Source organism: Microbacterium sp. NPDC089320 (assembly GCF_040684875.1).
GTDB lineage: Bacteria > Actinomycetota > Actinomycetes > Actinomycetales > Microbacteriaceae > Microbacterium.
On sequence record NZ_JBFBGY010000001.1, the window covers coordinates 446,854 to 471,257 of the forward strand.

Sequence of the window (24,404 nt, forward strand, 5' to 3'; positions counted from 1 at the left end):
ATCAGGCAGCGAGACGCAGACCGCGAGCGGTCAGCGCCGCGAAGACGCGCTCGGTGATCTCATCGAGACTGCCGACGCCGTCGATACGGTCCACGATGCCTCGCGGGCCGTACACCTCGAGGATCGGAGCCGTCTCATGCTCGTAGATGTCGAGGCGATGGGCGATGGCCTCGTCGGTGTCATCCGATCGCCCCTGCTCCGCCGCGCGCAGCTTCAGACGCTCGATGCTCTCTTCGCGCGGGACGTCGAGCAGGATGACCGCGTCGAGCGACTCGCCGCGGGCGCCGAGGAACGCATCCAGGTGCTCGACCTGAGCGGCGTTACGGGGATATCCGTCGAGCAGGAAGCCCTTCGCGGCATCGTCCTGCGACAGGCGGTCGCGGACGATCTCGCTGGTGAGCTCGTCGGGAACCAGGTCACCCTTGTCGAGGATGGCCGTGACCTGCTGACCCAGGGCCGTGCCCTCCTTGATGTTCGCGCGGAACATGTCGCCTGTGGAGACCACGGGAATGCCGTAGGACTCGGCGATGCGGACGCCCTGTGTGCCCTTGCCCGATCCCTGCGGACCGACGATGAGGAGACGAGCTGATCGAGTCATCGGAGGAGCCCTTCGTAGTGTCGCTGCTGCAGCTGTGCATCGATCTGCTTGACCGTCTCGAGACCGACACCCACGATGATGAGGATCGAGGCGCCGCCGAACGGGAAGTTCTGGTTGGCGCCGACCGTGGCGAGAGCGATCAGCGGGATCAGCGCGATCAGACCGAGGTAGATCGACCCCGGCAGCGTGATGCGCGTGAGCACGTAGTCGAGGTACTCGGCAGTGGGACGGCCGGCGCGGATGCCGGGGATGAACCCGCCGTACTTCTTCATGTTGTCGGCGACCTCGACCGGGTTGAAGGTGATCGCGACGTAGAAGTAGGTGAACCCGATGATCAGCAGGAAGTACACAGCCATGTAGATGGGGCTGTTGCCGGTCGTGAAGTTCGCGCTGATCCAGGTGACCCACGCGGCCGGCTCGGAGCCGTCCTGCGGGGTGTTGAACTGAGCGATCAGCGCCGGGATGTACAGCAGCGACGAGGCGAAGATCACGGGGATCACACCCGCCATGTTGACCTTGATCGGGATGTACGTGTTCGTGCCGCCGTAGGTGCGGCGACCGACCATGCGCTTGGCGTACTGCACCGGGATACGGCGCTGGGACTGCTCGACGAAGACGACGAGACCCATGACGATGATTCCGACCAGGAGCACCAGCAGGAAGACCTCGAAGCCCTTGCTCTCCCAGATGAGCCACATGGCGCCGGGGAAGGTGGCGGCGATCGAGGTGAAGATGAGCAGCGACATGCCGTTGCCGATGCCGCGCTCGGTGACGAGCTCGGCGAACCACATGATGAGGCCTGTGCCTGCGGTCATCGCCATGATGATGAGCAGCTGCGCCCACCACACGTCGTTGGTGAGGAGGTTCTGGCACGCGGCGATGTCGGTCGTGCCGAACAGCTGCCCGCTGCGGGCGACCGTGACGAGCGTAGTCGACTGCAGCAGCGCGAGCGCGATCGTGAGGTAACGCGTGTACTGGGTCAGACGGGCCTGGCCGGCCTGACCCTCCTTGTGCAATGCCTCGAAGTGAGGGATGACCACGCGCAGGAGCTGGGTGATGATCGTCGCCGTGATGTACGGCATCACACCGAGGGCGAAGATCGAGAGCTGGAGGAGCGCGCCACCTGAGAAGAGGTTGACGAGTCCGAGGAGTCCCTCCGTCCCGGAGTTCAGCGCGAGGCACTCCTCGACGTTCGGGAAGTTCACGAACGGAGCGGGCACATTCGAGCCGAGCCGGTAGATGGCGACGATGGCGAGGGTGAAACCGATCTTCCGACGCAGGTCGGGCGTGCGGAAGATCCGCGCGATGGCGCTAAACAAGGACGTCCTCCTGAAAGGTTGCCGATCCCACAAGGACGGCTGAAAGAACAGGCTAACCCATAAGAGGGGCCGGAGAATCTCCGACCCCTCTCATGAAGTGGTTACTTGACGGATCCGCCAGCCGCCACGATCTTCTGCTCGGCGGAACCCGAGACCTTGTCGACCGCGACGGTGAGCTTCACGGCGATGTCGCCGTTTCCGAGAACCTTGACCTTCTCGTTCTTGCGAACGGCACCCTTGGCGACCAGGTCGCTGATGGTGACGTCGCCACCCTGGGGGTACAGCTCCGCGAGCTTCTCCAGGTTCACGACCTGGTACTCGACGCGGAACGGGTTCTTGAACCCGCGCAGCTTCGGGGTGCGCATGTGCAGAGGCATCTGCCCACCCTCGAAGCCGACGCGAACGGTGTTGCGAGCCTTCGTGCCCTTGGTACCGCGACCCGCGGTCTTGCCCTTGGAGCCCTCACCGCGACCGACACGGGTCTTCGCGGTGTTGGCGCCGGGGACCGGACGCAGGTGGTGTACCTTCAGCACGCCGGGGCGGGATGCCGGAGCATCCTTCTTCGGCGCTGCCTTCTTGGCGGCCGGCTTGGCGGCCTCGGCCGAGGCCGCGGATGCCTTCGCCGGAGCCTTCTTGGCAGCGGGCTTCTTCTCGGCTGCGGCCTTGGGAGCGGCAGCCTTCTTCGAGGACTTCTCAGCCTCGACGGCTTCGTTCTTCTCAGCCATTAGTCGATCTCCTCAACCTTGACGAGGTGGGCGACGGTCTTGACGTAGCCGCGCGTCTGCGCGTCGTCGGGGCGAACGGTGCTGTCACCGATGCGCTTCAGACCGAGGCTGCGCAGCGTGTCACGCTGGTTCTGCTTCTCGCTCACCTTGGACTTGACCTGCGTGACCTTCAGGCGCGCAGCCATCAGGCACCTACCTTCTGTGCGGCGATGGCGTCAGCCTCCGCACGGACGAGACGCGCGGGTGCGACCTGGTCGAACTCGAGGCCACGACGTGCGGCGACCGCACGGGGCTCCTCGAGCTGCTTCAGAGCCGTCACCGTCGCGTGCACGATGTTGATCGTGTTCGACGAGCCGAGCGACTTCGACAGCACGTCGTGGATACCGGCGCACTCGAGCACGGCGCGGACCGGACCACCGGCGATGACACCGGTACCGGCAGCAGCGGGACGGAGCAGGACGACGCCTGCTGCAGCCTCACCCTGCACGGGGTGCGGGATGGTGCTTCCGACGCGCGGAACGCGGAAGAAGTTGCGCTTGGCCTCTTCGACACCCTTCGAGATCGCCAGAGGGACCTCGCGGGCCTTGCCGTAGCCGACGCCCACCAGACCGTTGCCGTCACCGACGACCACGAGAGCGGTGAAGCTGAAGCGACGACCACCCTTCACGACCTTCGAGACGCGGTTGATGGTGACCACGCGCTCGAGGAACTGGTTGTCCCCGCGGTCGCGCGAGTTGCGGTCACGGCCACCCTGGTTGCGGTCACCACGGCCACCGCCGCGGCGGTTGTCGCGCTGAGACGGCTCTGCCTGCGTGGTGCCGGCAGCAGTCTCGGAAGTGGCAACTGCCGCTTCGGTCACTTCGTTCTCCTTGTTGTCACTCACAGTGCCAGACCCCCTTCGCGGGCGCCGTCGGCGATGGCGGCGACACGACCTGCGTAGCGGTTTCCGCCACGGTCGAACACTGCCTCGGAAACGCCGGCAGACTTCGCACGCTCAGCGAGAAGCTCGCCGACCTTGCGGGCCTTGGCGGTCTTGTCACCCTCGAGCGAGCGCAGGTCGGTCTCGAGCGTCGATGCCGACGCGACGGTGTGACCCTTGCTGTCGTCGACAAGCTGCACGAAGACGTGGCGAGCCGAGCGGTTGACGACGAGGCGCGGACGCGCCTCGGTGCCGACGACCTTCTTGCGAAGGCGGGCATGACGACGCGCGCGGGCGTCAGACTTTGACTTGAGAGCCATGGTTACTTACCACTCTTTCCGGCCTTGCGACGCACGACCTCGCCGGCGTAGCGCACGCCCTTGCCCTTGTACGGCTCGGGCTTGCGGATCTTGCGGATGTTCGCAGCTGCCTCGCCGACAGCCTGCTTGTCGATACCACTGACGGTGAGCTTGTTGTTGCCCTCGACCGTGAGCGTGATACCGGCGGGCGGGTCGATGAGGACCGGGTGCGAGAAGCCGAGGGCGAACTCGACCGAGCTGCCCTTCTGAGCCACGCGGTATCCGGTTCCGACGACCTCGAGACCCTTGGTGTATCCCTGGGTCACGCCGATGATGTTGTTGCTGATGAGCGTGCGGGTCAGGCCGTGAAGCGACCGCGACTCGCGCTCGTCGTCGGGACGAGTGACGAGAACCTGGTTCTCCTCGACCGCGACCTCGATGGGCTTTGCGACCGTCAGGGTGAGCTCACCCTTGGGGCCCTTCACCGCGACCTCACGGCCGTCGACCGAGATGGTCACGCCCGCGGGAACGTCGATGGGAAGTCGTCCAATACGCGACATTTTCGATTACCACACGTAGGCGAGAACTTCTCCGCCCACGCCCTTCTGCTCTGCCTGACGGTCGGTGAGAAGACCGGAGGAGGTGGACAGGATGGCCACGCCGAGTCCGCCGAGGACCCTGGGCAGCTCGGTGGACTTCGCGTACACGCGGAGGCCGGGCTTCGACACGCGCTTGATGCCCGCGATCGAGCGCTCACGGTTGGGGCCGTACTTCAGCTGCAGGGTGAGGTTCGTGCCGACGCGAGCGTCAGTCGTCTCCCATCCCGCGATGTAGCCCTCCTGCTGGAGGATCTCGGCGATGTGCGTCTTGAGCTTGCTCGACGGCAGGGTCACGGAGTCGTGATGCGCCGAGTTCGCGTTGCGCAGACGGGTCAGCAGATCTGCGACCGGGTCTGTCATTGTCATTGTTGTTTTCCTTTGTTCATGAGGTTCCGGCTGCCGTTACACGACAGACGGCCTGCGATGACACGCAATCTTCAATTGTACGGGATCGGGCGGGGCGCTGTGTGCGCCCCGCCCGACACCGATTACGCCTGGGCGTCTTCCGAACGGAAGGGGAACCCGAGGTGACGCAGAAGCGCGCGACCTTCGTCGTCCGTCTTCGCGGTGGTGACGACGGTGATGTCGAAACCGCGAACCCGGTCGATCTTGTCCTGATCGATCTCGTGGAACACGCTCTGCTCCTGGAGACCGAAGGTGTAGTTGCCGTTTCCGTCGAACTGCTTGCCCGAGAGGCCGCGGAAGTCGCGGATGCGGGGCAGAGCCAGCGAGACGAGACGGTCCAGGAACTCCCACGCACGGTCACCGCGGAGGGTGACGTGTGCGCCGATGGCCTGGCCCTCACGCAGCTTGAACTGCGCGATCGACTTGCGAGCCTTCGTGACGAGCGGCTTCTGACCGGTGATCTTGGTGAGATCGTCGATCGCGCCGTCGATCACCTTGCTGTCACGGGCCGCTTCACCGACACCGGTGTTCACGACGACCTTGACCAGACCGGGGATCTGCATCACGTTGGTGTAGCCGAACTCATCCTGCAGCTTCTGCTGGATCTCGGCCTTGTACTTCGCCTTCAGGCGGGGCTGGATCTTGCCAGCCACCGCAGCGTCGGTGGTTGCCATCAGAGGTCCTTACCTGACTTCTTCGCGTACCGCACACGGACGGTGCGCTTGACGCCGTCCTTGGTCTGCTCCTCGACGCGGTGGCCGACCTTGGTCGGCTTCTTGGTCGAGGGGTCGACGAGTGCGACGTTCGAGATGTGGATGGAGGCCTCGACAGTCTCGAGGCCGCCCGTCTTGGTGCCACGCTGCGTCTGGCCGACGCGCGTGTGCTTGGTGACGTAGTTCACGCCTTCGACGATGACGCGGTTCTTGTCGGACAGGATCTCGAGGACCTTGCCCTGCTTGCCGCGGTCGCCGCCACGCTCCTGCGTGGCTCCGGTGATGACCTGAACCAGGTCACCCTTCTTGATCTTCGCCATGACTTAAATAACCTCCGGCGCCAGCGAGACGATCTTCATGAACTTCTTGTCACGAAGCTCGCGACCGACCGGTCCGAAGATACGGGTGCCGCGGGGCTCCCCGTCGTTCTTCAGGATCACGGCGGCGTTCTCGTCGAACTTGATGTACGAGCCGTCGGGACGACGCGTGGACTTGACCGTGCGGACGATGACGGCCTTGACCACATCGCCCTTCTTGACGTTGCCGCCCGGGATCGCGTCCTTGACGGTCGCGACGATGGTGTCACCGAGTCCGGCGTAACGACGACGCGAGCCGCCGAGAACACGGATGGTGAGCAGCTCCTTCGCGCCGGTGTTGTCGGCGACCTTGAGGCGGGATTCCTGCTGGATCACTTGGCCTTCTCCAGAATCTCCACCAGACGCCAGCGCTTCGTGGCGCTGAGCGGGCGGGTCTCGTTGATCAGGACGAGGTCGCCGATGCCGGCGGAGTTCGCCTCATCGTGCGCCTTGACCTTCGAGGTGCGGCGGATGACCTTGCCGTAAAGCGGGTGCTTCACGCGGTCCTCGACCTCGACCACGATGGTCTTGTCCATCTTGTCGCTGATGACGTAGCCACGACGCGACTTGCGGTAGCCACGGGCATCCGCATCGCGAACATCGTGTGCTGCGTGCTCAGCCTCGACGGCAGCTTCCTTCTTGGTGGCCATCACTCAGCCTCTTCCTTCACGGCGTCGTCAGCGGAATCCGCCTTCTTCGCCTTCGACTTGGTCGCCTTCTTGGCCGGAGCCTCGACGGGAGCGGGCGTCGCACGGATGCCCAGCTCACGCTCGCGGATCACGGTGTACAGGCGCGCGATGTCGCGCTTGACGGCGCGAATGCGGCCGTGGCTCTCCAGCTGGCCGGTGGCCGACTGGAAACGGAGGTTGAACAGCTCCTCCTTGGCCTTACGCAGCTCCTCTACGAGGCGCTGGTCTTCGAACGTGTCGAGCTCCGCCGGGGCGAGCTCCTTGGTGCCGATCGCCATTACGCGTCGCCCTCCTCGCGCTTGATGATGCGTGCCTTGAGCGGCAGCTTGTGAATTGCTCGGGTCAGTGCCTCGCGAGCGAGTTCCTCGCTCACACCGGAGACCTCGAAGAGGACGCGACCCGGCTTGACGTTGGCAACCCACCACTCGGGCGAACCCTTACCGGAACCCATGCGGGTCTCGGCAGGCTTCTTGGTGAGCGGACGGTCGGGGTAGATGTTGATCCACACCTTTCCGCCACGCTTGATGTGACGCGTGACCGCGATACGAGCGGACTCGATCTGGCGGTTCGTGACATACGCAGGCGTGAGCGCCTGGATGCCGAACTCGCCGAAGGAGACCTTCGTGCCACCAGTGGCCTGGCCGCTACGGCCGGGGTGGTGCTGCTTGCGGAACTTGACCTTGCGGGGAATAAGCATCAGGCAGACGCTCCTTCTGCGACAGGGGCCTCGTTGCGCGGCGCGCGGCGGCGGTCGCCACCACGGTCGTCACGACGGGCCTTCGGGGCGTTGGCCTGCTCGCGGGCAAGCTCCTTCGCGGTGAGGTCACCCTTGTAGATCCAGACCTTCACGCCGATGCGGCCGAAGGTGGTCTTGGCCTCGTAGAAGCCGTAGTCGATGTTCGCGCGCAGCGTGTGCAGCGGCACACGACCCTCGCGGTAGAACTCCGAACGGCTCATCTCGGCGCCGCCGAGGCGGCCGGAGACCTGGATGCGGATTCCCTTGGCGCCAGCGCGCTGCGCGCCCTGGAGGCCCTTGCGCATCGCACGACGGAACGCCACGCGAGCAGAGAGCTGCTCGGCGATGCCCTGTGCGACGAGCTGAGCGTCAGCCTCGGGGTTCTTGACCTCGAGGATGTTCAGCTGGATCTGCTTGCCCGAGAGCTTCTCGAGGTCGCCGCGGATGCGCTCGGCCTCCGCGCCACGACGACCGATCACGATGCCCGGACGGGCGGTGTGGATGTCGACGCGGACGCGGTCACGGGTGCGCTCGATCTCGATGTTCGAGACACCGGCGCGGTCGAGCTGCGTCTTCAGCAGGTTACGGATCTTGATGTCCTCGGCGACGTAGTCGGCGTAACGCTGACCCGGCTTCGTCGAGTCCGAGAACCAACGCGACACGTGGTCCGTGGTGATGCCGAGGCGGAAGCCGTACGGGTTTACTTTCTGTCCCATTACTTGCTCGCCTTCTTGTTGCTGTCGCCTGCGGCAGCCGGAGCCGCCTCAGGCGTCGAGAGCACGACCGTGATGTGGCTCGTGCGCTTCTTGATCTGGAAAGCGCGACCCTGTGCACGAGGCTGGAAACGCTTGAGCGTCGTCCCCTCGTCTACGTAGGCGTTAGCCACGTACAGGTCCTGCTCGTCGAGGTACTCGCCGTCGCGATCCGCCTTGACCTGCGCGTTGGCCATGGCCGACGCGACAAGCTTGTAGATCGGCTCACTGGCGCTCTGCTGTGCGAACTTCAGGATCGCCAGAGCCTCCTGGGCCTGCTTGCCCTTGATGAGCGCGACGACACGACGAGCCTTCTGAGGGGTCACGCGGATGTGTCGCACGCGTGCGATGGACTCCACCATTTCTCTCTCCTCTATCGCCCCCGCGTCAGCGGCGGCGGCCCTTCTTGTCGTCCTTCTCGTGGCCGCGGAAGGTGCGGGTGGGCGCGAACTCGCCCAGTTTGTGGCCGACCATGGTCTCGGACACAAACACGGGGATGTGCTTGCGACCGTCGTGGACCGCGATCGTGTGACCCAGCATCGCCGGGATGATCATGGACCGGCGAGACCAGGTCTTGATGACGTTCTTGGTGCCGGCTTCGTTCTGCACGACCACCTTGCGAAGCAGGTGATCGTCGACGAAGGGGCCCTTCTTAAGACTGCGAGGCATCTTCTCTTACTCCTACTTACGCTTCTTGCCGGCGTTACGACGACGCACGATGTACTTGTCGCTTTCCTTGTTGGCGTGACGGGTGCGACCCTCAGCCTGGCCCCACGGGGAGACGGGGTGACGTCCACCGGACGTCTTGCCCTCTCCACCACCGTGCGGGTGGTCGACCGGGTTCATCGCGACACCACGGACGGTCGGGCGAACGCCCTTCCAGCGCATGCGGCCGGCCTTGCCCCAGTTGATGTTCGACTGCTCGGCGTTGCCGACCTCGCCGATGGTCGCGCGGCAGCGCGCATCGACGTTGCGGATCTCGCCCGAGGGCAGACGCAGCTGAGCGAAGTTGCCGTCCTTGGCGACGAGACGGACGGATGCACCGGCCGAACGTGCCATCTTGGCGCCGCCACCGGGACGGAGCTCGATCGCGTGGATGACGGTACCCGTCGGGATGTTCTTCAGCGGGAGGTTGTTGCCCGGCTTGATGTCGGCACCAGCACCCGACTCGACGACGTCGCCCTGCTTGAGCTTCGCCGGCGCGAGGATGTAGCGCTTCTCGCCGTCGAAGTAGTGCAGCAGCGCGATGCGAGCCGTGCGGTTGGGGTCGTACTCGATGTGAGCGACCTTGGCGTCCACGCCGTCCTTGTCATTGCGACGGAAGTCGATGACGCGGTACTGGCGCTTGTGGCCACCACCGATGTGACGGGTCGTGATGCGGCCCTGGTTGTTGCGACCACCGGTCTTCGAGAGCGGGCGCAGCAGCGACTTCTCCGGCGTCGATCGGGTGATCTCGGCGAAGTCAGCCACCGACGAGCCGCGACGGCCCGGGGTCGTGGGCTTGTACTTGCGAATAGCCATTATTGTCCTTATCCCCCGGGTCAGCCGATTGCCGTGAAGATGTCGATGGTGCCCGACTTCAGGGTCACGATGGCGCGCTTGGTGTCCTTGCGCTTGCCGGTGCCGAAGCGGGTGCGACGAGCCTTGCCGACGCGGTTGAGGGTGTTGACCCCTGCGACCTTGACGCCGAAGATCTTCTCGATGGCGAGCTTGATCTCGGTCTTCGAAGCGCGCGGGTCCACGAGGAAGGTGTACTTACCCTCGTCGATGAGACCGTAGCTCTTCTCGGACACGACCGGCTTCAGGATGATGTCGCGCGGGTCCTTGTTCAGGGCCGTCTGGAGAACAGATGCCTGCTCGCTCATGCGGAGACCTCCTGGTTGGCGCCGGACTTCGAGGCGATGAAGCCCTCGAGCGCGGCCTGGGTGAAGACGATGTCGTCGGAGACGAGCACGTCGTAGGCGTTGAGCTGGTCGTACGTCAGCACGTGAACGTTGCTGAGGTTGCGGATGCTCTTGAGCGCGAGCTCGTCGCCACGCTCGGTGACCACGAGGACGTTCTTCGATGTGGCGACCTGGGCGAGGAAGCCCGCGGCGGCCTTGGTCGACGGCGCGCCGTCGGTGCCGAAGGTGTCGATCGCGTGCAGACGGTCACCGCGGAAGCGGTCGCTGAGCGCACCCAGGAGGGCGGCGGCGATCATCTTCTTGGGGGTGCGCTGCGAGTAGTCGCGCGGCTTGGGGCCGTGCACGATTCCACCACCGGTCATGTGCGGCGCGCGGATCGAGCCCTGACGGGCGTTACCCGTGCCCTTCTGCTTGAAGGGCTTGCGGCCTGCACCCGAGACCTCACCGCGACGCTTGGTCGAGTGGGTTCCCTGGCGAGCCGCCGCGAGCTGCGCGACGACGACCTGGTGGATGAGCGGGATGTTCGTCTTGGCGTCGAACAGTTCGGCGGGAAGCTCGATGGAGCCTGCCTTCTTGCCGTCTGCCTTGAGGACGTCAAGCGCGAGAGTGGAGTCAGCCATGATCAGGCACCCTTCACTGCGTTGCGGACGTAGACGATACGGCCACGAGCACCGGGGACGGCGCCCTTGACGAGCAGCAGACCCTTCTCGATGTCGATGGCGTGCACCGTGAGGTTGAGGACGGTCACGCGCTCGCCACCCATGCGGCCGGCCATGCGCATTCCCTTGAAGACGCGGCTCGGGGTCGACGATGCGCCGATCGAGCCGGGCTTGCGGTGGTTGCGGTGCGCACCGTGCGAAGCCGAGACGCCCTTGAAGTTGTGACGCTTCATGACACCGGCGAAGCCCTTGCCCTTGCTCGTGCCGACGACGTCGACGAGCTGGCCGGCTTCGAAGGTGCCGTCGACCGTGAGCTCCTGGCCCAGCGAGTAGTCAGCGGCATCCGCGGTGCGGATCTCGGTGACGTGACGACGCGGCGTGACGCCTGCGGCCTCGAAGTGCGCGGTCAGCGGCTTGTTCACCTTGCGCGGGTCGATCTGGCCGTAGGCGATCTGAACGGCGTTGTAGCCGTCCTTCTCGGGGGTACGGATCTGCGTGACCACGTTCGAGGCGAGCTCGATGACGGTGACGGGAACGAGCTTGCCGCTCTCGTTCCAGACCTGGGTCATGCCGAGCTTGGTGCCGAGCATGCCCTTGGAAATCTTGGAGTTGATGTCAACCATGTCCGACCTCAGAGCTTGATCTCGATGTTGACATCGGCAGGCAGGTCGAGACGCATCAGCGAGTCGACGGCCTTGGGCGTCGGGTCGACGATGTCGATCAGACGCTTGTGGGTGCGCATCTCGAAGTGCTCGCGGCTGTCCTTGTACTTGTGGGGCGACCGGATGACGCACACGACGTTCTTCTCGGTCGGAAGGGGCACGGGACCGACGACCGTAGCGCCCGCACGGGTCACTGTGTCGACGATCTTGCGTGCGGACGTGTCGATGACCTCGTGGTCATACGACTTCAGGCGAATGCGGATCTTCTGTCCCGCCATTGTCTGCTCTCTCTCTTTAAGCGTCTTACCGACCTGGGCCGGGTGACCCAGGGGCATTGGACGCACGTCGGCGCTGTTCGCGCCTCGGCACTCGAACGGCTCTCGCGAGTCGATCTGCTGCACCACTGTTCTGCTGTCATGCCGCACGCCTCTCAGCGAGCGGATGTCCGACCTCCGCCGCGCACGGCGAAACCCTCGTGATGAAGATGTCGGGATCGTTCTGCCACCCGCGGCCTAGGTCCCTGCGCGTCTGCGCCGCCTATGCACTGTCGTGGTGGTGATCCGGCTGACGCTGAGCGCGCCGGAATGTCGAACCTGTCTATTCTGCCACGGCCGATTTCACTTGCGCAAACCCGGGCGTGTCGCATTCACTGAGCATCCGCTGAGTGGGCACCCCAGCCGTCGGATCGGCGCCTCTGATCGACGCCGCCGACGACCCCTCAGCGCGCTGAGGAGAGCGGGGCGAGGCATCCCCATGCCTCGCCCCGCTTGGGGAGGGCGTTCAGTGCGAGGGGGCACACCGAACGCGAGGACTCCGGCGTGAAGGGACGCCGGGATCCTCGACCGAGGGCGCGGCGAAGCGACCGCCGCGCGGGCGGGATGACGTCTGAGCGCACAGAGTGCGCGCGTCGCACGATGATCCCCAAAATCGTTATCCCCAGTTTGACGCGGCGAACCGCGTGAATTCGGGAGGTCGAACCCCTTCGACGTCCCTGATCGCAAGTTCCCCGGGCGATCGACACCCATTCTACGCGGACGCCGCCGCGAAACGCGATACCGACGAGCGGAATACTTCGTGGCGGATGCAGAAGAGCGGCGACTCCCCCGATGGAGGAGTCGCCGCTGCGGACGTCAGTCGCGCGATCTCACTCGTTGCCGACGGCCTTGTCGGCGCTGTCGCGGATCTCGTCGATCTTGTCAGCGGCCCCGGGCGCGAGCTTCTTGGCGAAGTCGGCGACGCCGTCGAGCACCTTGTCGCTGATGTCCTCGGCCTGCTCGCTCTTCACTGCCTCGGCGATCTTGTCCTTGTTCTGCTCGTACAGATCCTTGCCCTTGTTGACGGTGTCATCGATACCCATGCAGTCCCCCTTGTGTGCGATCAGTGCGTCGGGTCCCCGACGCACGTTCATTCTGCACGCAACGGGTCGCGGGCGGAAGGCGCACGGGAGTCGACATCATCGGGGCACTCCTGCCGCGGCTGCGACGCCCCCCTCAAGCGGAAGACGTCTAGCTACGACTGCCAGTAGTTCTTCTTGAAGACGACCTGCGTCACCCTGACGCCTGCGTTGAGGGTGCGGATCTGCGCGGTGAGGCGAATGGGACCCGACAAAAAGTAAGGTAACGAGTACTGGCCGTAGGTCCATGAATTATCGGCTGTCGCCGCAGTCGCGGGGACCTCGATCGCAGGCTGAGGCGAAGTCGCGACCACGACGCCGCTCGAGTTTAGACTCTCAGCCACAGCTCGGAGCTGGAAGCCCTTCGTGACTCCAACGGCGCCGATGTAGAGCGCGATGTCACCTGTCTCTTTGATCGCCGAGCTGCTTTCCGCAAGGAAGAATTCTCCTGCGGTGACGGGAATTCGAGACCAGACGCCCTCACGCACAACGGTGTTCCAAGAGTATGTCGTCGACTTGTGTAAGGGCACGGGATCCTCCGGTGGGGGCGGGTAAGGGCCGGGGTCGACATAGTTCTCAAAGTCGACCGAGTTGGTGAATCCCAGCTGGACAGGCGTGCCGCCGATCCAGAGGGAGACGTGGACGTGAGGGCCGTAGCCGGTCTCGCTGCCGAACCCTGAGGCACCCGAGTAGGCGATGACCTGACCCCGCGAGACGCGCGCGCCCAAAGGCACCAGACTCGACTGCAGGTGCAGATAGCGGATGTAGTTGCCGTCGTCCGCTCGAAGCGCCAGATAGCGTCCGGTCGCCGTCGTCGTCGAATCCTTCCGATCGACGATGACCCCGTTGGCAGCCGCTCGGATCTCCGTGCCGGTGGTCACCGCGTAGTCAGTGCCCGGCTCACCCGATGGCGGATTCCGGTTCTTGTGCCCCTGCCAGGAGCTCGAGATGCGAACATCGCCGCAGGGCCGGAGGTACGTGCCGGCCGCGGTCGCGCTGAGCCCCCGGGAGAACAGATCCCACCCGATGGCCGACGCACCGATCGCCGTGCCCGCAGCCATCAGCATCACGCGTCGCGAGAAGATCGGTTGTGTTGGCGGGCTGGTCGAGGGCTCGGCATCCCCCGCGTCGCACACTAGCGATCGCCGCCTTCGTTCTCGCCGCGGATCAGGTTCTCGATCTGCTCTTCAGGGAGCGGCTCGAGGGATGCCGACGACATGCCGAGCTCAGGCGCGGCGGGCGAGCCGCCGATCGTGCACTGGGCCTGTGCGTCGAGCCCGGCAGCCTGCGCCGGAACCAGCACGAGCCATTCGGGCGACACCAGTCGCTGCTCGATGCGCGTGCCCTCGACCGTGAACGCGACGTCGGCAGGAAAGGCCGAGAGGGTCGCGTCTATACAGATCTGCGCCAGCTCTGCAGCGGCGAACCCGCCGAAGCCGTCGGTCGGGGTCGCGGTCGGCTCGGGGCTCGTCGGCGGTTCAGCGGGCTCGCTGGTGGCAGACGGCGTGGCGTCGGGCACCGCCGTGGCGGTGGAGGTGGGCGCCGGGCTCGACGCGCCCGGCAGCGCGGCACATCCCGAGGCACCGCCGACCAGGATGACAGCCAGAGCACTCGCGGCGACACGCCAGGCATGGGGGGATCTCATGATTCTGAATGTACCGAGGGATAGGGCCGAGCCCGGGGATACGACTCGGACTGTCGCGGCGAATGTCGTCGAAGCGACGTCAGTGCGCCGTGGCGCCGGGGGCGACCACAGTGCGGACCGTGCGGAACAGGATGATGAGGTCCTGCATGAGCGACCAGTTCTCGACGTAGTACAGGTCGAGGCGGATGGTCTCCTCCCACGACAGCGACGAGCGTCCGCTCACCTGCCACAGCCCGCTCATGCCGGGTTTGACAAGAAGCCGACGATGAGCGAAGTCATCGTAGAGCTCCACCTCGGACGCGCGCTGAGGCCGGGGGCCCACGAGGCTCATGTGCCCGAGGAACACATTGACCAGCTGGGGCAGCTCGTCGATGGAGTGTCTGCGGAAGAAACGTCCGACTCTGGTGATGCGCGGGTCATCGTTGATCTTGAACAGCGGCGTCCTCGCGTCGCCCTGCAGATCGAGCAGGGTCGCCAGCTGGTCGTCCGCGTCGGCCACCATCGACCGGAACTTCAGCATGCCGAAGGTGCGACCTCCCCGGCCGATCCGCTCCTGGTGGAAGAAGATGCTCCCGGGGCCGTCGATGCGGATCGCGATGGCCGCGATGAGGAAGACCGGCGACAGGACGACGAGCAGCAGCGAGGATCCGACGATGTCGAAGGCGCGCTTGAGGAACCGCTTCGCGCCTTCCATGCGGGGGAAGTCGACGTGCACGAGGGGCAGACCGGCGACGGGCGTCGCATGCATGCGTGGCCCGGCGATGTCGGTCAGCACGGGCGCCATGATGAGTTGGATGTCGCGGTCGGACACCGAGTACCCGAGGCGACGCATCGTGAGAGGGTCGAGATCGTCGGAACCGACGATGATCAGGGCGTCGAAGCGCACCTCGTCGAGCACTTTCTCGACGTTGGCGATGTCACCGAGCACCTCGAAGCCCGAGATGTCGTCAGCGGAGGTGCGCTCGGTGATCACGCCGACGATCTCGTACCCGCTGCTCTTGGCGCGTCGGATCTCCCCAGCGACGAGGGCAGCCTTGGACGGCTCTCCGATCACCACCGCCCTGTGCAAGTAGTGCCCCGTCTTCTGCCGCCCGCGCAGCCACTGGCGGCACATCCACCTCGACAGGAGGAGCAGCACGAGACCGAGGGGGAACACGACCGCGATGAGCGCCCGCGACAGCTCCATCCCGAGGAAGAACGCGATGGCCACCGTGACGGCGAAGGCACCCACCGACGCATTGACGATGCGACGGTACTCGTCGGCTCCGTGACCGACCGTGTGGCGATCACGGGAATCGGCGACATCGAGCGCGATCAGCCAGAGGATGCCTATCGCCGCCACCACCAGCAGATACGACACTCGCGGCCCCCCGGGCCAAGAGACGCCCGTCAAGAGTCCGGGGAGCACGATAATCGCGGAGATGATCAGCGCGAGCAGCACGACGATGAGGTCGTTGTAGAAGAGCCGACTCGCGTAGAGCCGGGTCCAGGCTGCCCGCCGCGGCTTCTTCATGCGGACCGAGGCAGTGCTGCTGGTCGCCGGCACAGGGCCGGAGACACCGCGGTCGAGTTGATCGACGACGACCCTCACCCCCCTGGACTGCGCTGACGTCAGACCCGAGCAAGTATATCGGTCTGCGTGCGCTCCGCGACGGAGACCGGATCAGCCTGCACAGCCGTCGGCGACAACGGGCTTCTCGCCCCGGACCATCGGATTGGTCTGCACCTTGAGCGGCCCGTAATCGCCGTCCGGCCCGACGAACGTCGCTGCGACATCGACCGAGTCACCCGGGTCGAACCATGCCTCGAACGCGACGACGGGTCGACCGAGATCGTCGATGTCGCGATGCATCACCGTCACCTCGTCGCCGTTCACAGTCGCGTCCGCCAGCGTCGTCCCCGGAGGGCCGTAGATGTAGATCCAGTCCCGGAAGCGGGCACCGAAGGTCATGCTCTGCACATAGCGGGGCAGCGCCTCAGCCTGCCGCTGCGTCAGGGGCAGCGTGAGAGAGGCGGTGGCCGTGAACGTCGCGGTATCCGCTTCGCAGGTCGCCGTGGCCGTCGTCGCGGTCTCGGTGAAGTAGTCGATCTTCGAGCCGTTGCTGTTGTTGAAGTAGATGCCCACAGTGGTCGTGTCGGAGTTCTCCGTCGGAAGCACGCCGCTGATCCGAGCGCCCTCGATTGCGTCGGCGACCTGCTCGTCGTCGCTCCAGGCGAGAACGCTGCCCTGCGAGGCGCTCTCGTTGATCGCCCACAGCATGTCCTTCAGATCGAAGTCGCCGGTGGCGACTGCGTCGAAGACCGCGGCGGCGGTGTCGGCGAAGAATCCGTCGACGAGGTCCGGTTCCTTGTAGGAGTCCCAGCGGCCGTAGACCTCACTGAGCAGCAGTGAGACGGCGTTGTCCTCCGCGAGCATCTCGCCCGAAGCGAGCTCGATCGGACCGGTCGCCTTGAGGATCCGCGACAGGGCGAGCGGGTCGATCGACACCACTCCTGCGATCTCGTCGTCGGCGATGTCGCGCTGCCACCAGGCGCGCATGATCTTGGCCGCCGTCGGAAAGTCAGGGCGACTCATGCTCGTGTTGATGTGGTCGACCAGGTAACTCGTGTAGAGGTCGGTGGCGCTCTGCGGCACATCGACGTCGACGGCGACGCCGTTCTGATAGTTGCCGCTGTCGCCTTGCGCGCCGATCGAGATCGCTCCCTGATCCACGCGAACGAGCGTCTGCGCAGCAGCGCTGCCACCGAGGGCGAGGGTCTCGGCGTTGTTCTGGAAGACGAGGAGGTAGTTGCGCTCGCCGTCACCCCCGAGCATGTCGGGGAGGACGGCGATCATCGGTGCGGCCGCGGACATCACCTCGTCGACGTCGTCGACTCCGTTACGCACCACGGACACGAGGAAGGGCGATTTCGAGACGGAGTCCAGCCCTTCGGCGAGTTCGGTGATGTGCTGCGCCTGGTCGTCGGTCGCATGGAGGAGACGCTCAGTGATCGATCCGGTCGAGTCTTCATCCCCCATCACGGGCAGCGCGACACCGTTGACGAGCGCGTCGAGCGATTGAGAGGCGAGACGCACCCCCTTGAGGTTGTCGCCCGCGGCCGGAATCCACTCCATGAGCCACCACACCGGATCGGATGCCGCGGCGCCCGCGCTGGCTGCGCTCTCGGAGAGTTCCGGAAGCACGGTGTCGACGTCGGCATCCCCGTCCTGGATCTGCCCGATGAGCTCCTGACTCCTGATGAGTCCGTCCTTCACGGTGATCGCGCGGAGTCCGACCCAGCAGACCGCGAGAAGGAACGCGATGACGACCAGAGCGACGATCACCCAGACGCGGCGTCGCCGAGTGCGGCGTCCGGACTCCGGTTCATCGATGCGCTGCGCATCCTGACGAGCTGCGCTCATGAACGGTATGCCTTTCGTGCGGAAGAGATCGTGTGAATTGTACCCGCGGCCCCTGAGTCCGCCGGGGCGCCCATCACTTCGCCTCCGCGGAGATGAAGACCGGGGAGGCTCCGAGAGTCAGCGTGACCTCGCCGTCTTCGGGCTCGACCGAGCGGGTTAGACCGGTCATGTCGGTGACGGTCAGCGGCACGTCCGACGCGAATGTGCGCTCGACGTCGCCCTGCGCCGCCCAGGCGATGCGGGTCTCGTCGTCTCCGGATCCGAAGACCTCGACCGTGGTCGAATCGTCGGACTCGTCGGTGGTGAATGCCTTGTCACGCAGCTGAGTGATCATCAGCGCCTGAGCGAAACCACCGGCCTTCGGCGCCAGAGCCACGACGTTCTCGCGGGGCGCGTTCTCGTAGAGTCCGAAGTTCGCCTCACCCGCCGCAGGATCGGGCGTGTCATTGACCAGGTCGTACCAGAAGTACTTCTCGACCCCGTTCGCGAAGGCCAGCGCCTGATTGCGGACCATCATCTGCCCCTGCTCGAGCGCCGAGACGCCGTCGTAGTGCGTGGGGAAGCCCATCTCCGTGACCCACACCGGCCGGGTCTCCCCCGCCACCTCCTGCATGTCGGCGTAGGACTGCTGCACCGTGCCGGCGATCAGATCGGCATCGCGGTCGATCCACGACTCGTACGGGTGGTAGCTCGCAGCATCCGTCACGGCCATCCCGCCCGCCTGCCAGAACCCGCGGAACCACTCGCTGTCGTAGAGTGCCGTGGATCCCGTGACGATCGGGAGGTCGGGGTACGCGGTGCTGACGTGGTCGCGAACGGACTGCGCGATCGGCACGTAGCACGCGGGCGCAGGCCCGCAGGCCGTGTCGTTCTCGCGGTGGTTGAATTCGTTGAGCACCTCGAGCCCGACGAGGTCGAACCTGTCTGCAACGGCCTTCGCATAGGCGCCGTACGCCTGGATCGCGGCCTCGTTGCCCGGCGCCTTCCTGGCGCCGTAGAGCCGGTTGCCGTATACGACGAGGCCCAGCAGCTTGACGTCGTTCGCGTGCATGCGCTCGAACTCGCGCACGTAGTTCTCGTCCCAGACGTACTGGCCCGCGACCTTCTCGTTCCGCTCCCACGAGATGTCATTGCGCACTTCGGCGAAGCCGAGCGCGGCCGCGAGAGTACCGGTGCCGATGAAGGGATCCTTCTCGACATGTGCGCCCACTCCGAAACGGCCGTCCTGCGCCACAGAGATGCCCTCGGCGTCGATCACGGCGACGTCGGTCTGGATCTGGCGTCCCGAGGAGTCAGTCACGGCAACCGTGTAGTGGCCCTGCGGCACCCCGGTCAGCGGCAGCGCCGACAGCGGTCCGCTCGACGAGGACTCGCCGGTGATCGGATCGCCGCCGGCCGTCGAGGTCGCGCTCCACTGCACGGCCCCCTCGGGCAGCGAGACGGCGAGCAGAGCGGACCGGCCGGTCATGACGAGCGAGTCGTTCACGATGCCGGCAGGGGTCTGTACCGCCTCGAAGGAGCCGTTCGGCACGAGGTTCTCTCCGCCGTCCGCGGTGATCGACACGTCGTCCATGCCGAATCCGCGCACGGCACCCGAGAGCACGACATCGAACGAGGACGCGGCGGCCTGATCGGCGGCGGTCGTGAACGGGAACTCGATCGCCTGCCAGTCCGCATCGAGCTCGGGCAGCGTGAAGGTCTGACCGGCTACGGTGAGGCGCACACCGCTCTCGACCTCCTCTTCGGCGAGCACTCGCGCAGAGATGCTGAGCGTGTAGTCGGTGGCCGGCGCGAGAGCGACGGGAGCGGATGCGGCGACGATGTCTGCATCGTCCGCCGGCGCATCCACACGCAGGGACACAGACCCCTGCGCGGCGTCTCCGACTTCGGGCAGGACCGTACCGACCGTTCCGCGGCCCGCGAGCGTCCACCCGTCGATCGTCGCCCGCGCGACGTTCGTGACGGGGACCTCGGCCGGCGCCTCCGTGACGATCGGCGTCGGAGTGGCCTCGGGCGACGACGATGCTTCCGGCTCAGGCTGCTGCCCGGCGATGACCATCGCCGTCGCGGCTCCCCCACCGACGAGGAGCGCGGCGACCGCGCTCGCGATGATGATCGTCTTCTTCGTCGCGCGCTGAGCCATCATGTGTTCCCCCCGGGTGTCCGATCCCAACATATCGGGTCGAGTCGAGACCAACCTGACAGCCCGTCGAGGCCGCGTGCACAGAAGTTCCCTAGACTCGACGCATGCGTGCCGAGGCTTCGTCGAGACTCCGTGCCTCCGCGCCCGCCGGGTCGAGGTCGGCGCAGTGAGCGGCGCCCTCGTGCACGAATGGCTCGCGCCGAGAGGCGGCTCCGAGAACGTCTTCGAGGCACTCAACACGGTGTTCCCGGACGCCGCACGCTATTGCCTGTGGAACGACAGCGAGGGCAGATTCGTCGTCGACGGTGAGACGTGGCTCGCGCGCACGCCGCTGCGCGGACACAAGGCCGCAGCCGTCCCGCTGATGCCTCTCGCCTGGCGGACTCTTCCTCGCGTGGATGCCGACTGGGTCCTCACGAGCACGCACCTCTTCGCGCACCATGCGAGGTTCGCGGGCTCTGCGCGGGATGCGCCGAAGCTCGTATACGCGCACACTCCCGCTCGGTACATCTGGAATCCCGAGCTCGACCTGCGCGGCGACACGCTCGCCGCCAGGGCGGCGGCGAAGATGCTGAAGGGAATCGATCGCAGGCGCGCCCAGGAGCCTGTGGCGATCGCCGCCAACAGCGTGTTCGTGCAGCAGCGCATCGCCCAGGCATGGCATCGCGAGAGCACGGTGATCCACCCGCCCGTCGACGTGACCGGCTTCACCCGTCCGCCCGCGCCGGACGAGCGGGACGACGCCGTGTTGGCCGCCCTGCCCGAGACCTTCCTGCTCGGCTTCTCACGGTTCATCCCCTACAAGCGGTTGGACCTCGTGATCGAAGCCGGCATCGCCGCCGACGTGCCTGTGGTGCTGGCGGGCTCCGGACCGGATGAGGCTCGCCTGCGCGCGATCGCCGAAGAGCGCGCGCCGGGTCGTGTGTTCTTCGTCGCCGCGCCCGGCGCGGAGCTCTATCGCGCACTTCTGCACCGTTGCATCGCCCTCGTGTTCCCGGCGGTGGAGGACTTCGGCATCGTCCCTGTCGAGGCCATGGCAGCAGGCAAGCCGGTGATCGCCTCCGCTGTGGGCGGCACCGCAGAGACCATCGTCGACGGCCGCACGGGCACGTTCGTCGAGCACTGGTCACGCGACGAACTGCGCCGAGCTGTCGATGCGGCCGCGCGCGTCTCCTCCGAGGCATGCAGAAGGCAGGCGGACAACTTCTCCGAGGCCGTGTTCGCCGAACGCATCACCTCGTGGGTGGCGGATTCCCTCGACGACGCCCGCACGACCGAGACGAGGAGCGCGTGACACTTCTCGTCGACGACCGCTACCGCGGAGCGCACGGAATCGGTCGATACGCCGCGGAGGTCCTCCCTCGCCTAGCCCTGCCCTGGGAGTCTCTCGACCTCGGCGGGAGCCCGTTCTCGGCGGTGGACGCATTCCGCCCGGTCGGCCCCGCGTCTGCCGCACATGCGCTCGTGTACTCCCCCGGCTACGGCGCGCTCGTGCGCGCTCGGAGGCAGCTGCTCACGCTTCACGACCTCATCCAGCTCAGCGGGCCAGGGCTCGGACGCTGGAAGTTCGCGGCCTACTACGCCGGTCCCGTCAGGAACGTCGTGCGCCGAGCCGGTGTCGTGCTCACGGTCTCCGAGACGTCGGCGCGAGTCCTGCGCTCATGGGTGCGCGATGACGCGGTCGAGATCGTCAATGCCGGGAACGGCTGTTCGGAGGCCTTCCAGACGCGACCCGACACGATGCAGCGATCCGATCCCTACGTCCTCTACGTCGGCAACGGCCGTCGCCACAAGAACCTCGACACCGTGCTCGACGCCCTGGCCGTGGCATCTGACGTCCGTATGGTCGCCGTCGTTCCCGCGCAGGAGATCGCCGACCTGCAGAGCAGGGCGACGCATCGCGGCGTCGACGCCAGGGTTCGCTGGGTGAGCGGCGTCGACGACGACGACCTCGCCGACCTCTACCGAGGCGCCTCGGCGACCGTGATGCCTTCGACGCTCGAAGGGTTCGGGCTGCCCGCTCTGGAATCGATCCGCTGCGGCGTTCCGGTCGTGTACTGGTCGGGGTGCGACGCGGTGGCGGAGATCGTGGGCGACCGTGGTCAGGCGGTGTCCTCCGCCGACGACGCTCGGGAGTGGGCGCACGCCCTGACTGAGGCGGTGACCGCGGGACGACGGGTCGAACCCCCGGAGGGCTATGACTGGGGACGCACCGCCGAGGTCGTCTCGACGACGATCACCCGATTCCTCGACTGATCACGCCGCGCGAGGCGAGAGCGTCAGAAGGAAGTCCTGCAGCGAATCGGTCTTCCGCTCCCACGACGCGGCCGATGCCGCTAGCCCACCGGCGCGATTGGGCGAAGGATGCGCGAGCGCGCGATCGAGCGCAGCATCCGCGTCCGCGTCGTCGGCGTAGACCTCGACGCCCAGCTCGGACGATGCGCGGATGCCGGGCGTTTCCCGCGCCACGACGGCGAGCTCGGCTGCCAGATACTCGTAGAGCTTCATCGGGCTGCGGCCCGCATTGAGCGGGTTGTCGGAGAGCGGCAGCAGACCGACGCGCGCCGTGTGCAGCAGTGCAGGGACCTCCGCGTAGGGAAGCGAGCCGACGAGCAGCACGTTCGAGGGCATCGGCCGCGGCGGATGTGCATCAGGGCCGGCGACGACGAACTCGACGCCGGGTCGAGCACGCGCCCACCCCGCCACGCGCTCCCAATCGAACCTGTCATCGAGAGCGCCGACGTAGACGCAGCGGTCGGTGCGAGACCCCTCGGCCGTGCTCGGCGGGGCGAAATGCGCGGCCTCGGCCCCGTTCTCGAGCACCAGCGCCGGGATGTGGAGCTCGCCGAGCCCGCGCAGGACTTCGTCGGATGTGGCGACGACGGCGTCGACCTCATCGAGGATGCGCCGCTGCAGCGCGTGTTTCAGCCCGCCGGGGTAGAGATCGGTGGGGCGGTAGATCACCCGATCCGCGAGCGAGCGCACGGACGAATCCCAGAGCAGCGGCTGATCGATGAGCACGACATCGAATGCGGGGTCGATTCCTTCGCGTTTCAGCATCCGAGCCACGCTGGGCGCACCGACGGGCGCGGGCAGGATCGGGCGTGGAACGAGCTGCAGCACTCCATCGTCGTCTCGGCGGGCGTGACGCGGCACACGCGCCAGGTGCTGCCGACCGACGCGTCCGGTCAGCCGATGCATGAGGGAGATCGGAGTGCTCACGTGCACGACGTCGGCTCCGCGGTCTGCGAGCACCCGGGCATAGTGGTGACTTCCGACCCGGAATGCGCCGAAAGGATGACTGTGCGAGAGGAAGAGGATCCGCTCGGGCCGAGTGCTGTCTCGCGAAGCCGCAGGGGTCATTCTCGCACCCGGCGAACACCGTCGCGGATCTGCTGCTGGACGTCGTCGAGAGCCGCCGCCGCGAGGCGCACGCGTTCCGAGACCTCTGCCGCACGTTCCGGAGTCGGGAGCAGCACCTCGCGCATGCGCGTCGGGTCGCTCGCGGATGAGTCGACCGAGAGGTCGTGCACACCGATCGCTGCGAAAGCCTTCGTGATCTTCTCGGTCGGGGCCGGCACGAGTTCGACGGGGATCGCCCCGCTCAACGCGGCGAGCACGAGCACGTGCATGCGATCGCTGACGACGACCTTCGCGGCGTCGTATCGCTGTCGGAGGCGTTCCTCCTGGAGGACCGGATCGGTGTCGCCCCAGCCCTCGAACTCGCCGCCGAGCAGCCGGGCGAGCTCGCCTGCTCTGCTCTCGTCCTCACGCACCTGGACGACCGTGCGGAGCGAGAGGCCGGCGAGGTCGGCAGCCTCACGCACCGCAGCCACCCAGGCGGCATCCGGCAGTGCGCGCGTGCCACGCAGGCTCACCAGCAGTTCTGAGCGCTCAGCCCACGGAAGCCCGGGACGTATCCCGGCCGAGAACCCGATGTCGGGTGCGAGCGTGCCGCATCGCGCGACCGCGAGCGTCGATTCGTCGCGCCACAGCGTCACCTGCGAGCGGCGGGCTGCGGCTCGGTGGATGGCGAGAGCCGGCTCTGACGGCGCGCGGATGCCCCGCGGCGGCCGGATGACGACGCCTCCCTTCAGACGGACGATGATCGTCTCGGCCAGGAACACGAGTTCTCTGAGCTCGTTCCCCCGATCGAGCGGGATCTCGCCCGCTTCCAAGACCAGCACCGGACGGCGCGGGGCGAAGAGGAGAAGACGGAGCCAGCGCGGCACGGACTTCTTCGAGCGCAGGACGATGGCGTCTGCCGGCAGATCCAGCTGTCTCAGCCAGACATCGGGAGCGTCTCCCACGTAAGCGACCAGCTGATCGCTCGTTCCCGACGCCCATCCCAGCGTCTCGCGGCGGATCAGCGCATCGCCGATGTTGCCGGCGGGACCCGTGAGGGACACGAAGGTCCGGGTTCTCCGGGGCGCTCTGGACGAGGGAGGAACCAGACGGCGCATGAGGTAAATCTAGTCGCTTCGA

The 24,404-nt window shown here is 66.4% G+C and carries 32 protein-coding genes; 2 read left to right on the forward strand and 30 right to left on the reverse strand.

Features of this window, described 5'->3' with window-relative positions; genetic code table 11:
- Nucleotide 1 precedes the first annotated feature (1 nt).
- The 28 genes from AB0N61_RS02245 to AB0N61_RS02380 all read right to left on the reverse strand — a co-directional run bounded on the left by AB0N61_RS02245 (nucleotide 2) and on the right by AB0N61_RS02380 (nucleotide 19,919).
- Nucleotides 2-598 (reverse strand): adenylate kinase, encoded by a 597-nt coding sequence (locus AB0N61_RS02245; RefSeq protein ID WP_363361410.1) that lies wholly within the window; start codon nucleotides 596-598, stop codon nucleotides 2-4.
- Nucleotides 595-1,917, reverse strand: coding sequence for a preprotein translocase subunit SecY (gene secY, locus AB0N61_RS02250; RefSeq protein WP_053097474.1), 1,323 nt, complete (start codon nucleotides 1,915-1,917; stop codon nucleotides 595-597). The genes AB0N61_RS02245 and secY overlap by 4 nt, the downstream gene beginning before the upstream one ends.
- A 101-nt stretch (nucleotides 1,918-2,018) precedes the next feature.
- The gene (gene rplO / locus AB0N61_RS02255) at nucleotides 2,019-2,642 is read right to left on the reverse strand and encodes a 50S ribosomal protein L15 (RefSeq protein ID WP_167948050.1); all 624 of its coding nucleotides are present in this window, start codon (nucleotides 2,640-2,642) and stop codon (nucleotides 2,019-2,021) included.
- Nucleotides 2,642-2,827 carry a 50S ribosomal protein L30 gene (gene rpmD, locus AB0N61_RS02260; RefSeq protein ID WP_042538783.1) on the reverse strand — a complete coding sequence of 62 codons (186 nt, stop codon included), beginning with the start codon at nucleotides 2,825-2,827 and terminating at the stop codon, nucleotides 2,642-2,644. Before rpmD ends, rplO begins: the two co-directional genes overlap by 1 nt.
- The gene (gene rpsE, locus AB0N61_RS02265) at nucleotides 2,827-3,501 is read right to left on the reverse strand and encodes a 30S ribosomal protein S5 (RefSeq protein WP_363361412.1); all 675 of its coding nucleotides are present in this window, start codon (nucleotides 3,499-3,501) and stop codon (nucleotides 2,827-2,829) included. The genes rpmD and rpsE overlap by 1 nt, the downstream gene beginning before the upstream one ends.
- A gap of 20 nt (nucleotides 3,502-3,521) precedes the next feature.
- Entirely contained in the window at nucleotides 3,522-3,881 is a 360-nt protein-coding gene (gene rplR / locus AB0N61_RS02270) for a 50S ribosomal protein L18 (RefSeq protein ID WP_053097476.1), read from the reverse strand.
- 2 nt (nucleotides 3,882-3,883) lie between these two features.
- Nucleotides 3,884-4,420 carry a 50S ribosomal protein L6 gene (gene rplF, locus AB0N61_RS02275; RefSeq protein WP_363361414.1) on the reverse strand — a complete coding sequence of 179 codons (537 nt, stop codon included), beginning with the start codon at nucleotides 4,418-4,420 and terminating at the stop codon, nucleotides 3,884-3,886.
- Nucleotides 4,421-4,426: 6 nt separating this feature from the next.
- Nucleotides 4,427-4,825 carry a 30S ribosomal protein S8 gene (rpsH, locus tag AB0N61_RS02280; RefSeq protein WP_042538774.1) on the reverse strand — a complete coding sequence of 133 codons (399 nt, stop codon included), beginning with the start codon at nucleotides 4,823-4,825 and terminating at the stop codon, nucleotides 4,427-4,429.
- A gap of 122 nt (nucleotides 4,826-4,947) precedes the next feature.
- On the reverse strand, nucleotides 4,948-5,538 hold the full coding sequence (gene rplE / locus AB0N61_RS02285; protein ID WP_167948789.1) for a 50S ribosomal protein L5: 591 nt from the start codon (nucleotides 5,536-5,538) through the stop codon (nucleotides 4,948-4,950).
- On the reverse strand, nucleotides 5,538-5,897 hold the full coding sequence (gene rplX, locus AB0N61_RS02290; protein ID WP_045253837.1) for a 50S ribosomal protein L24: 360 nt from the start codon (nucleotides 5,895-5,897) through the stop codon (nucleotides 5,538-5,540). Before rplX ends, rplE begins: the two co-directional genes overlap by 1 nt.
- Nucleotides 5,898-5,900: 3 nt before the next feature.
- Nucleotides 5,901-6,269 (reverse strand): 50S ribosomal protein L14, encoded by a 369-nt coding sequence (rplN, locus tag AB0N61_RS02295; RefSeq protein ID WP_053097479.1) that lies wholly within the window; start codon nucleotides 6,267-6,269, stop codon nucleotides 5,901-5,903.
- A complete protein-coding gene (rpsQ, locus tag AB0N61_RS02300) occupies nucleotides 6,266-6,583 on the reverse strand; it encodes a 30S ribosomal protein S17 (protein WP_042538763.1) in 318 nt (105 codons plus the stop codon). Before rpsQ ends, rplN begins: the two co-directional genes overlap by 4 nt.
- Nucleotides 6,583-6,900 (reverse strand): 50S ribosomal protein L29, encoded by a 318-nt coding sequence (gene rpmC / locus AB0N61_RS02305; protein ID WP_017829202.1) that lies wholly within the window; start codon nucleotides 6,898-6,900, stop codon nucleotides 6,583-6,585. Before rpmC ends, rpsQ begins: the two co-directional genes overlap by 1 nt.
- Nucleotides 6,900-7,319: a 50S ribosomal protein L16 gene (gene rplP / locus AB0N61_RS02310; RefSeq protein ID WP_167948788.1), complete on the reverse strand. Its 420-nt coding sequence runs from the start codon at nucleotides 7,317-7,319 to the stop codon at nucleotides 6,900-6,902. The genes rpmC and rplP overlap by 1 nt, the downstream gene beginning before the upstream one ends.
- A complete protein-coding gene (rpsC, locus tag AB0N61_RS02315) occupies nucleotides 7,319-8,074 on the reverse strand; it encodes a 30S ribosomal protein S3 (protein ID WP_017201587.1) in 756 nt (251 codons plus the stop codon). The genes rplP and rpsC overlap by 1 nt, the downstream gene beginning before the upstream one ends.
- Nucleotides 8,074-8,472 carry a 50S ribosomal protein L22 gene (rplV, locus tag AB0N61_RS02320; protein WP_060927232.1) on the reverse strand — a complete coding sequence of 133 codons (399 nt, stop codon included), beginning with the start codon at nucleotides 8,470-8,472 and terminating at the stop codon, nucleotides 8,074-8,076. The genes rpsC and rplV overlap by 1 nt, the downstream gene beginning before the upstream one ends.
- A 25-nt stretch (nucleotides 8,473-8,497) precedes the next feature.
- Nucleotides 8,498-8,779, reverse strand: coding sequence for a 30S ribosomal protein S19 (gene rpsS / locus AB0N61_RS02325; protein WP_017829205.1), 282 nt, complete (start codon nucleotides 8,777-8,779; stop codon nucleotides 8,498-8,500).
- A gap of 12 nt (nucleotides 8,780-8,791) precedes the next feature.
- Nucleotides 8,792-9,631, reverse strand: a complete 840-nt coding sequence (gene rplB, locus AB0N61_RS02330; protein WP_067121105.1) for a 50S ribosomal protein L2 — start codon at nucleotides 9,629-9,631, stop codon at nucleotides 8,792-8,794.
- Between the two features lie 20 nt (nucleotides 9,632-9,651).
- Nucleotides 9,652-9,975, reverse strand: coding sequence for a 50S ribosomal protein L23 (rplW, locus tag AB0N61_RS02335; protein WP_017829206.1), 324 nt, complete (start codon nucleotides 9,973-9,975; stop codon nucleotides 9,652-9,654).
- Entirely contained in the window at nucleotides 9,972-10,634 is a 663-nt protein-coding gene (gene rplD / locus AB0N61_RS02340; RefSeq protein WP_167948787.1) for a 50S ribosomal protein L4, read from the reverse strand. Before rplD ends, rplW begins: the two co-directional genes overlap by 4 nt.
- A gap of 2 nt (nucleotides 10,635-10,636) precedes the next feature.
- A complete protein-coding gene (gene rplC / locus AB0N61_RS02345; protein ID WP_363361416.1) occupies nucleotides 10,637-11,296 on the reverse strand; it encodes a 50S ribosomal protein L3 in 660 nt (219 codons plus the stop codon).
- A gap of 8 nt (nucleotides 11,297-11,304) precedes the next feature.
- On the reverse strand, nucleotides 11,305-11,613 hold the full coding sequence (rpsJ, locus tag AB0N61_RS02350) for a 30S ribosomal protein S10 (protein ID WP_017201594.1): 309 nt from the start codon (nucleotides 11,611-11,613) through the stop codon (nucleotides 11,305-11,307).
- Between the two features lie 866 nt (nucleotides 11,614-12,479).
- Nucleotides 12,480-12,692, reverse strand: coding sequence for a hypothetical protein (locus AB0N61_RS02355; protein ID WP_363361418.1), 213 nt, complete (start codon nucleotides 12,690-12,692; stop codon nucleotides 12,480-12,482).
- Between the two features lie 152 nt (nucleotides 12,693-12,844).
- Nucleotides 12,845-13,789, reverse strand: a complete 945-nt coding sequence (locus AB0N61_RS02360) for a M23 family metallopeptidase (RefSeq protein WP_363361420.1) — start codon at nucleotides 13,787-13,789, stop codon at nucleotides 12,845-12,847.
- A gap of 74 nt (nucleotides 13,790-13,863) precedes the next feature.
- Nucleotides 13,864-14,373, reverse strand: a complete 510-nt coding sequence (locus AB0N61_RS02365) for a hypothetical protein (protein ID WP_363361421.1) — start codon at nucleotides 14,371-14,373, stop codon at nucleotides 13,864-13,866.
- 79 nt (nucleotides 14,374-14,452) lie between these two features.
- Complete coding sequence (locus AB0N61_RS02370; protein ID WP_363361423.1) at nucleotides 14,453-15,886, reverse strand: sugar transferase; 1,434 nt, start codon at nucleotides 15,884-15,886, stop codon at nucleotides 14,453-14,455.
- Between the two features lie 150 nt (nucleotides 15,887-16,036).
- A complete protein-coding gene (locus AB0N61_RS02375; protein ID WP_363361424.1) occupies nucleotides 16,037-17,776 on the reverse strand; it encodes a DUF4012 domain-containing protein in 1,740 nt (579 codons plus the stop codon).
- A 73-nt stretch (nucleotides 17,777-17,849) separates the two neighbouring features.
- The gene (locus tag AB0N61_RS02380; RefSeq protein ID WP_363361425.1) at nucleotides 17,850-19,919 is read right to left on the reverse strand and encodes a hypothetical protein; all 2,070 of its coding nucleotides are present in this window, start codon (nucleotides 19,917-19,919) and stop codon (nucleotides 17,850-17,852) included.
- Nucleotides 19,920-20,085: 166 nt separating this feature from the next.
- Between AB0N61_RS02380 and AB0N61_RS02385 the strand changes: the two genes are divergently transcribed.
- Together AB0N61_RS02385 and AB0N61_RS02390 are read left to right on the forward strand one after the other, a co-directional pair.
- Nucleotides 20,086-21,213, forward strand: a complete 1,128-nt coding sequence (locus AB0N61_RS02385; RefSeq protein WP_363361428.1) for a glycosyltransferase — start codon at nucleotides 20,086-20,088, stop codon at nucleotides 21,211-21,213.
- A complete protein-coding gene (locus AB0N61_RS02390; RefSeq protein ID WP_363361430.1) occupies nucleotides 21,210-22,175 on the forward strand; it encodes a glycosyltransferase family 1 protein in 966 nt (321 codons plus the stop codon). Before AB0N61_RS02385 ends, AB0N61_RS02390 begins: the two co-directional genes overlap by 4 nt.
- On the opposite strand, the gene AB0N61_RS02395 is transcribed toward AB0N61_RS02390, so the two are convergent.
- Both AB0N61_RS02395 and AB0N61_RS02400 read right to left on the reverse strand, forming a co-directional pair.
- Nucleotides 22,176-23,174, reverse strand: coding sequence for a glycosyltransferase (locus tag AB0N61_RS02395; protein ID WP_363361431.1), 999 nt, complete (start codon nucleotides 23,172-23,174; stop codon nucleotides 22,176-22,178).
- Nucleotides 23,175-23,278: 104 nt separating this feature from the next.
- Complete coding sequence (locus AB0N61_RS02400) at nucleotides 23,279-24,328, reverse strand: hypothetical protein (protein ID WP_363361433.1); 1,050 nt, start codon at nucleotides 24,326-24,328, stop codon at nucleotides 23,279-23,281.
- Between the last annotated feature and the right edge of the window lie 76 nt (nucleotides 24,329-24,404).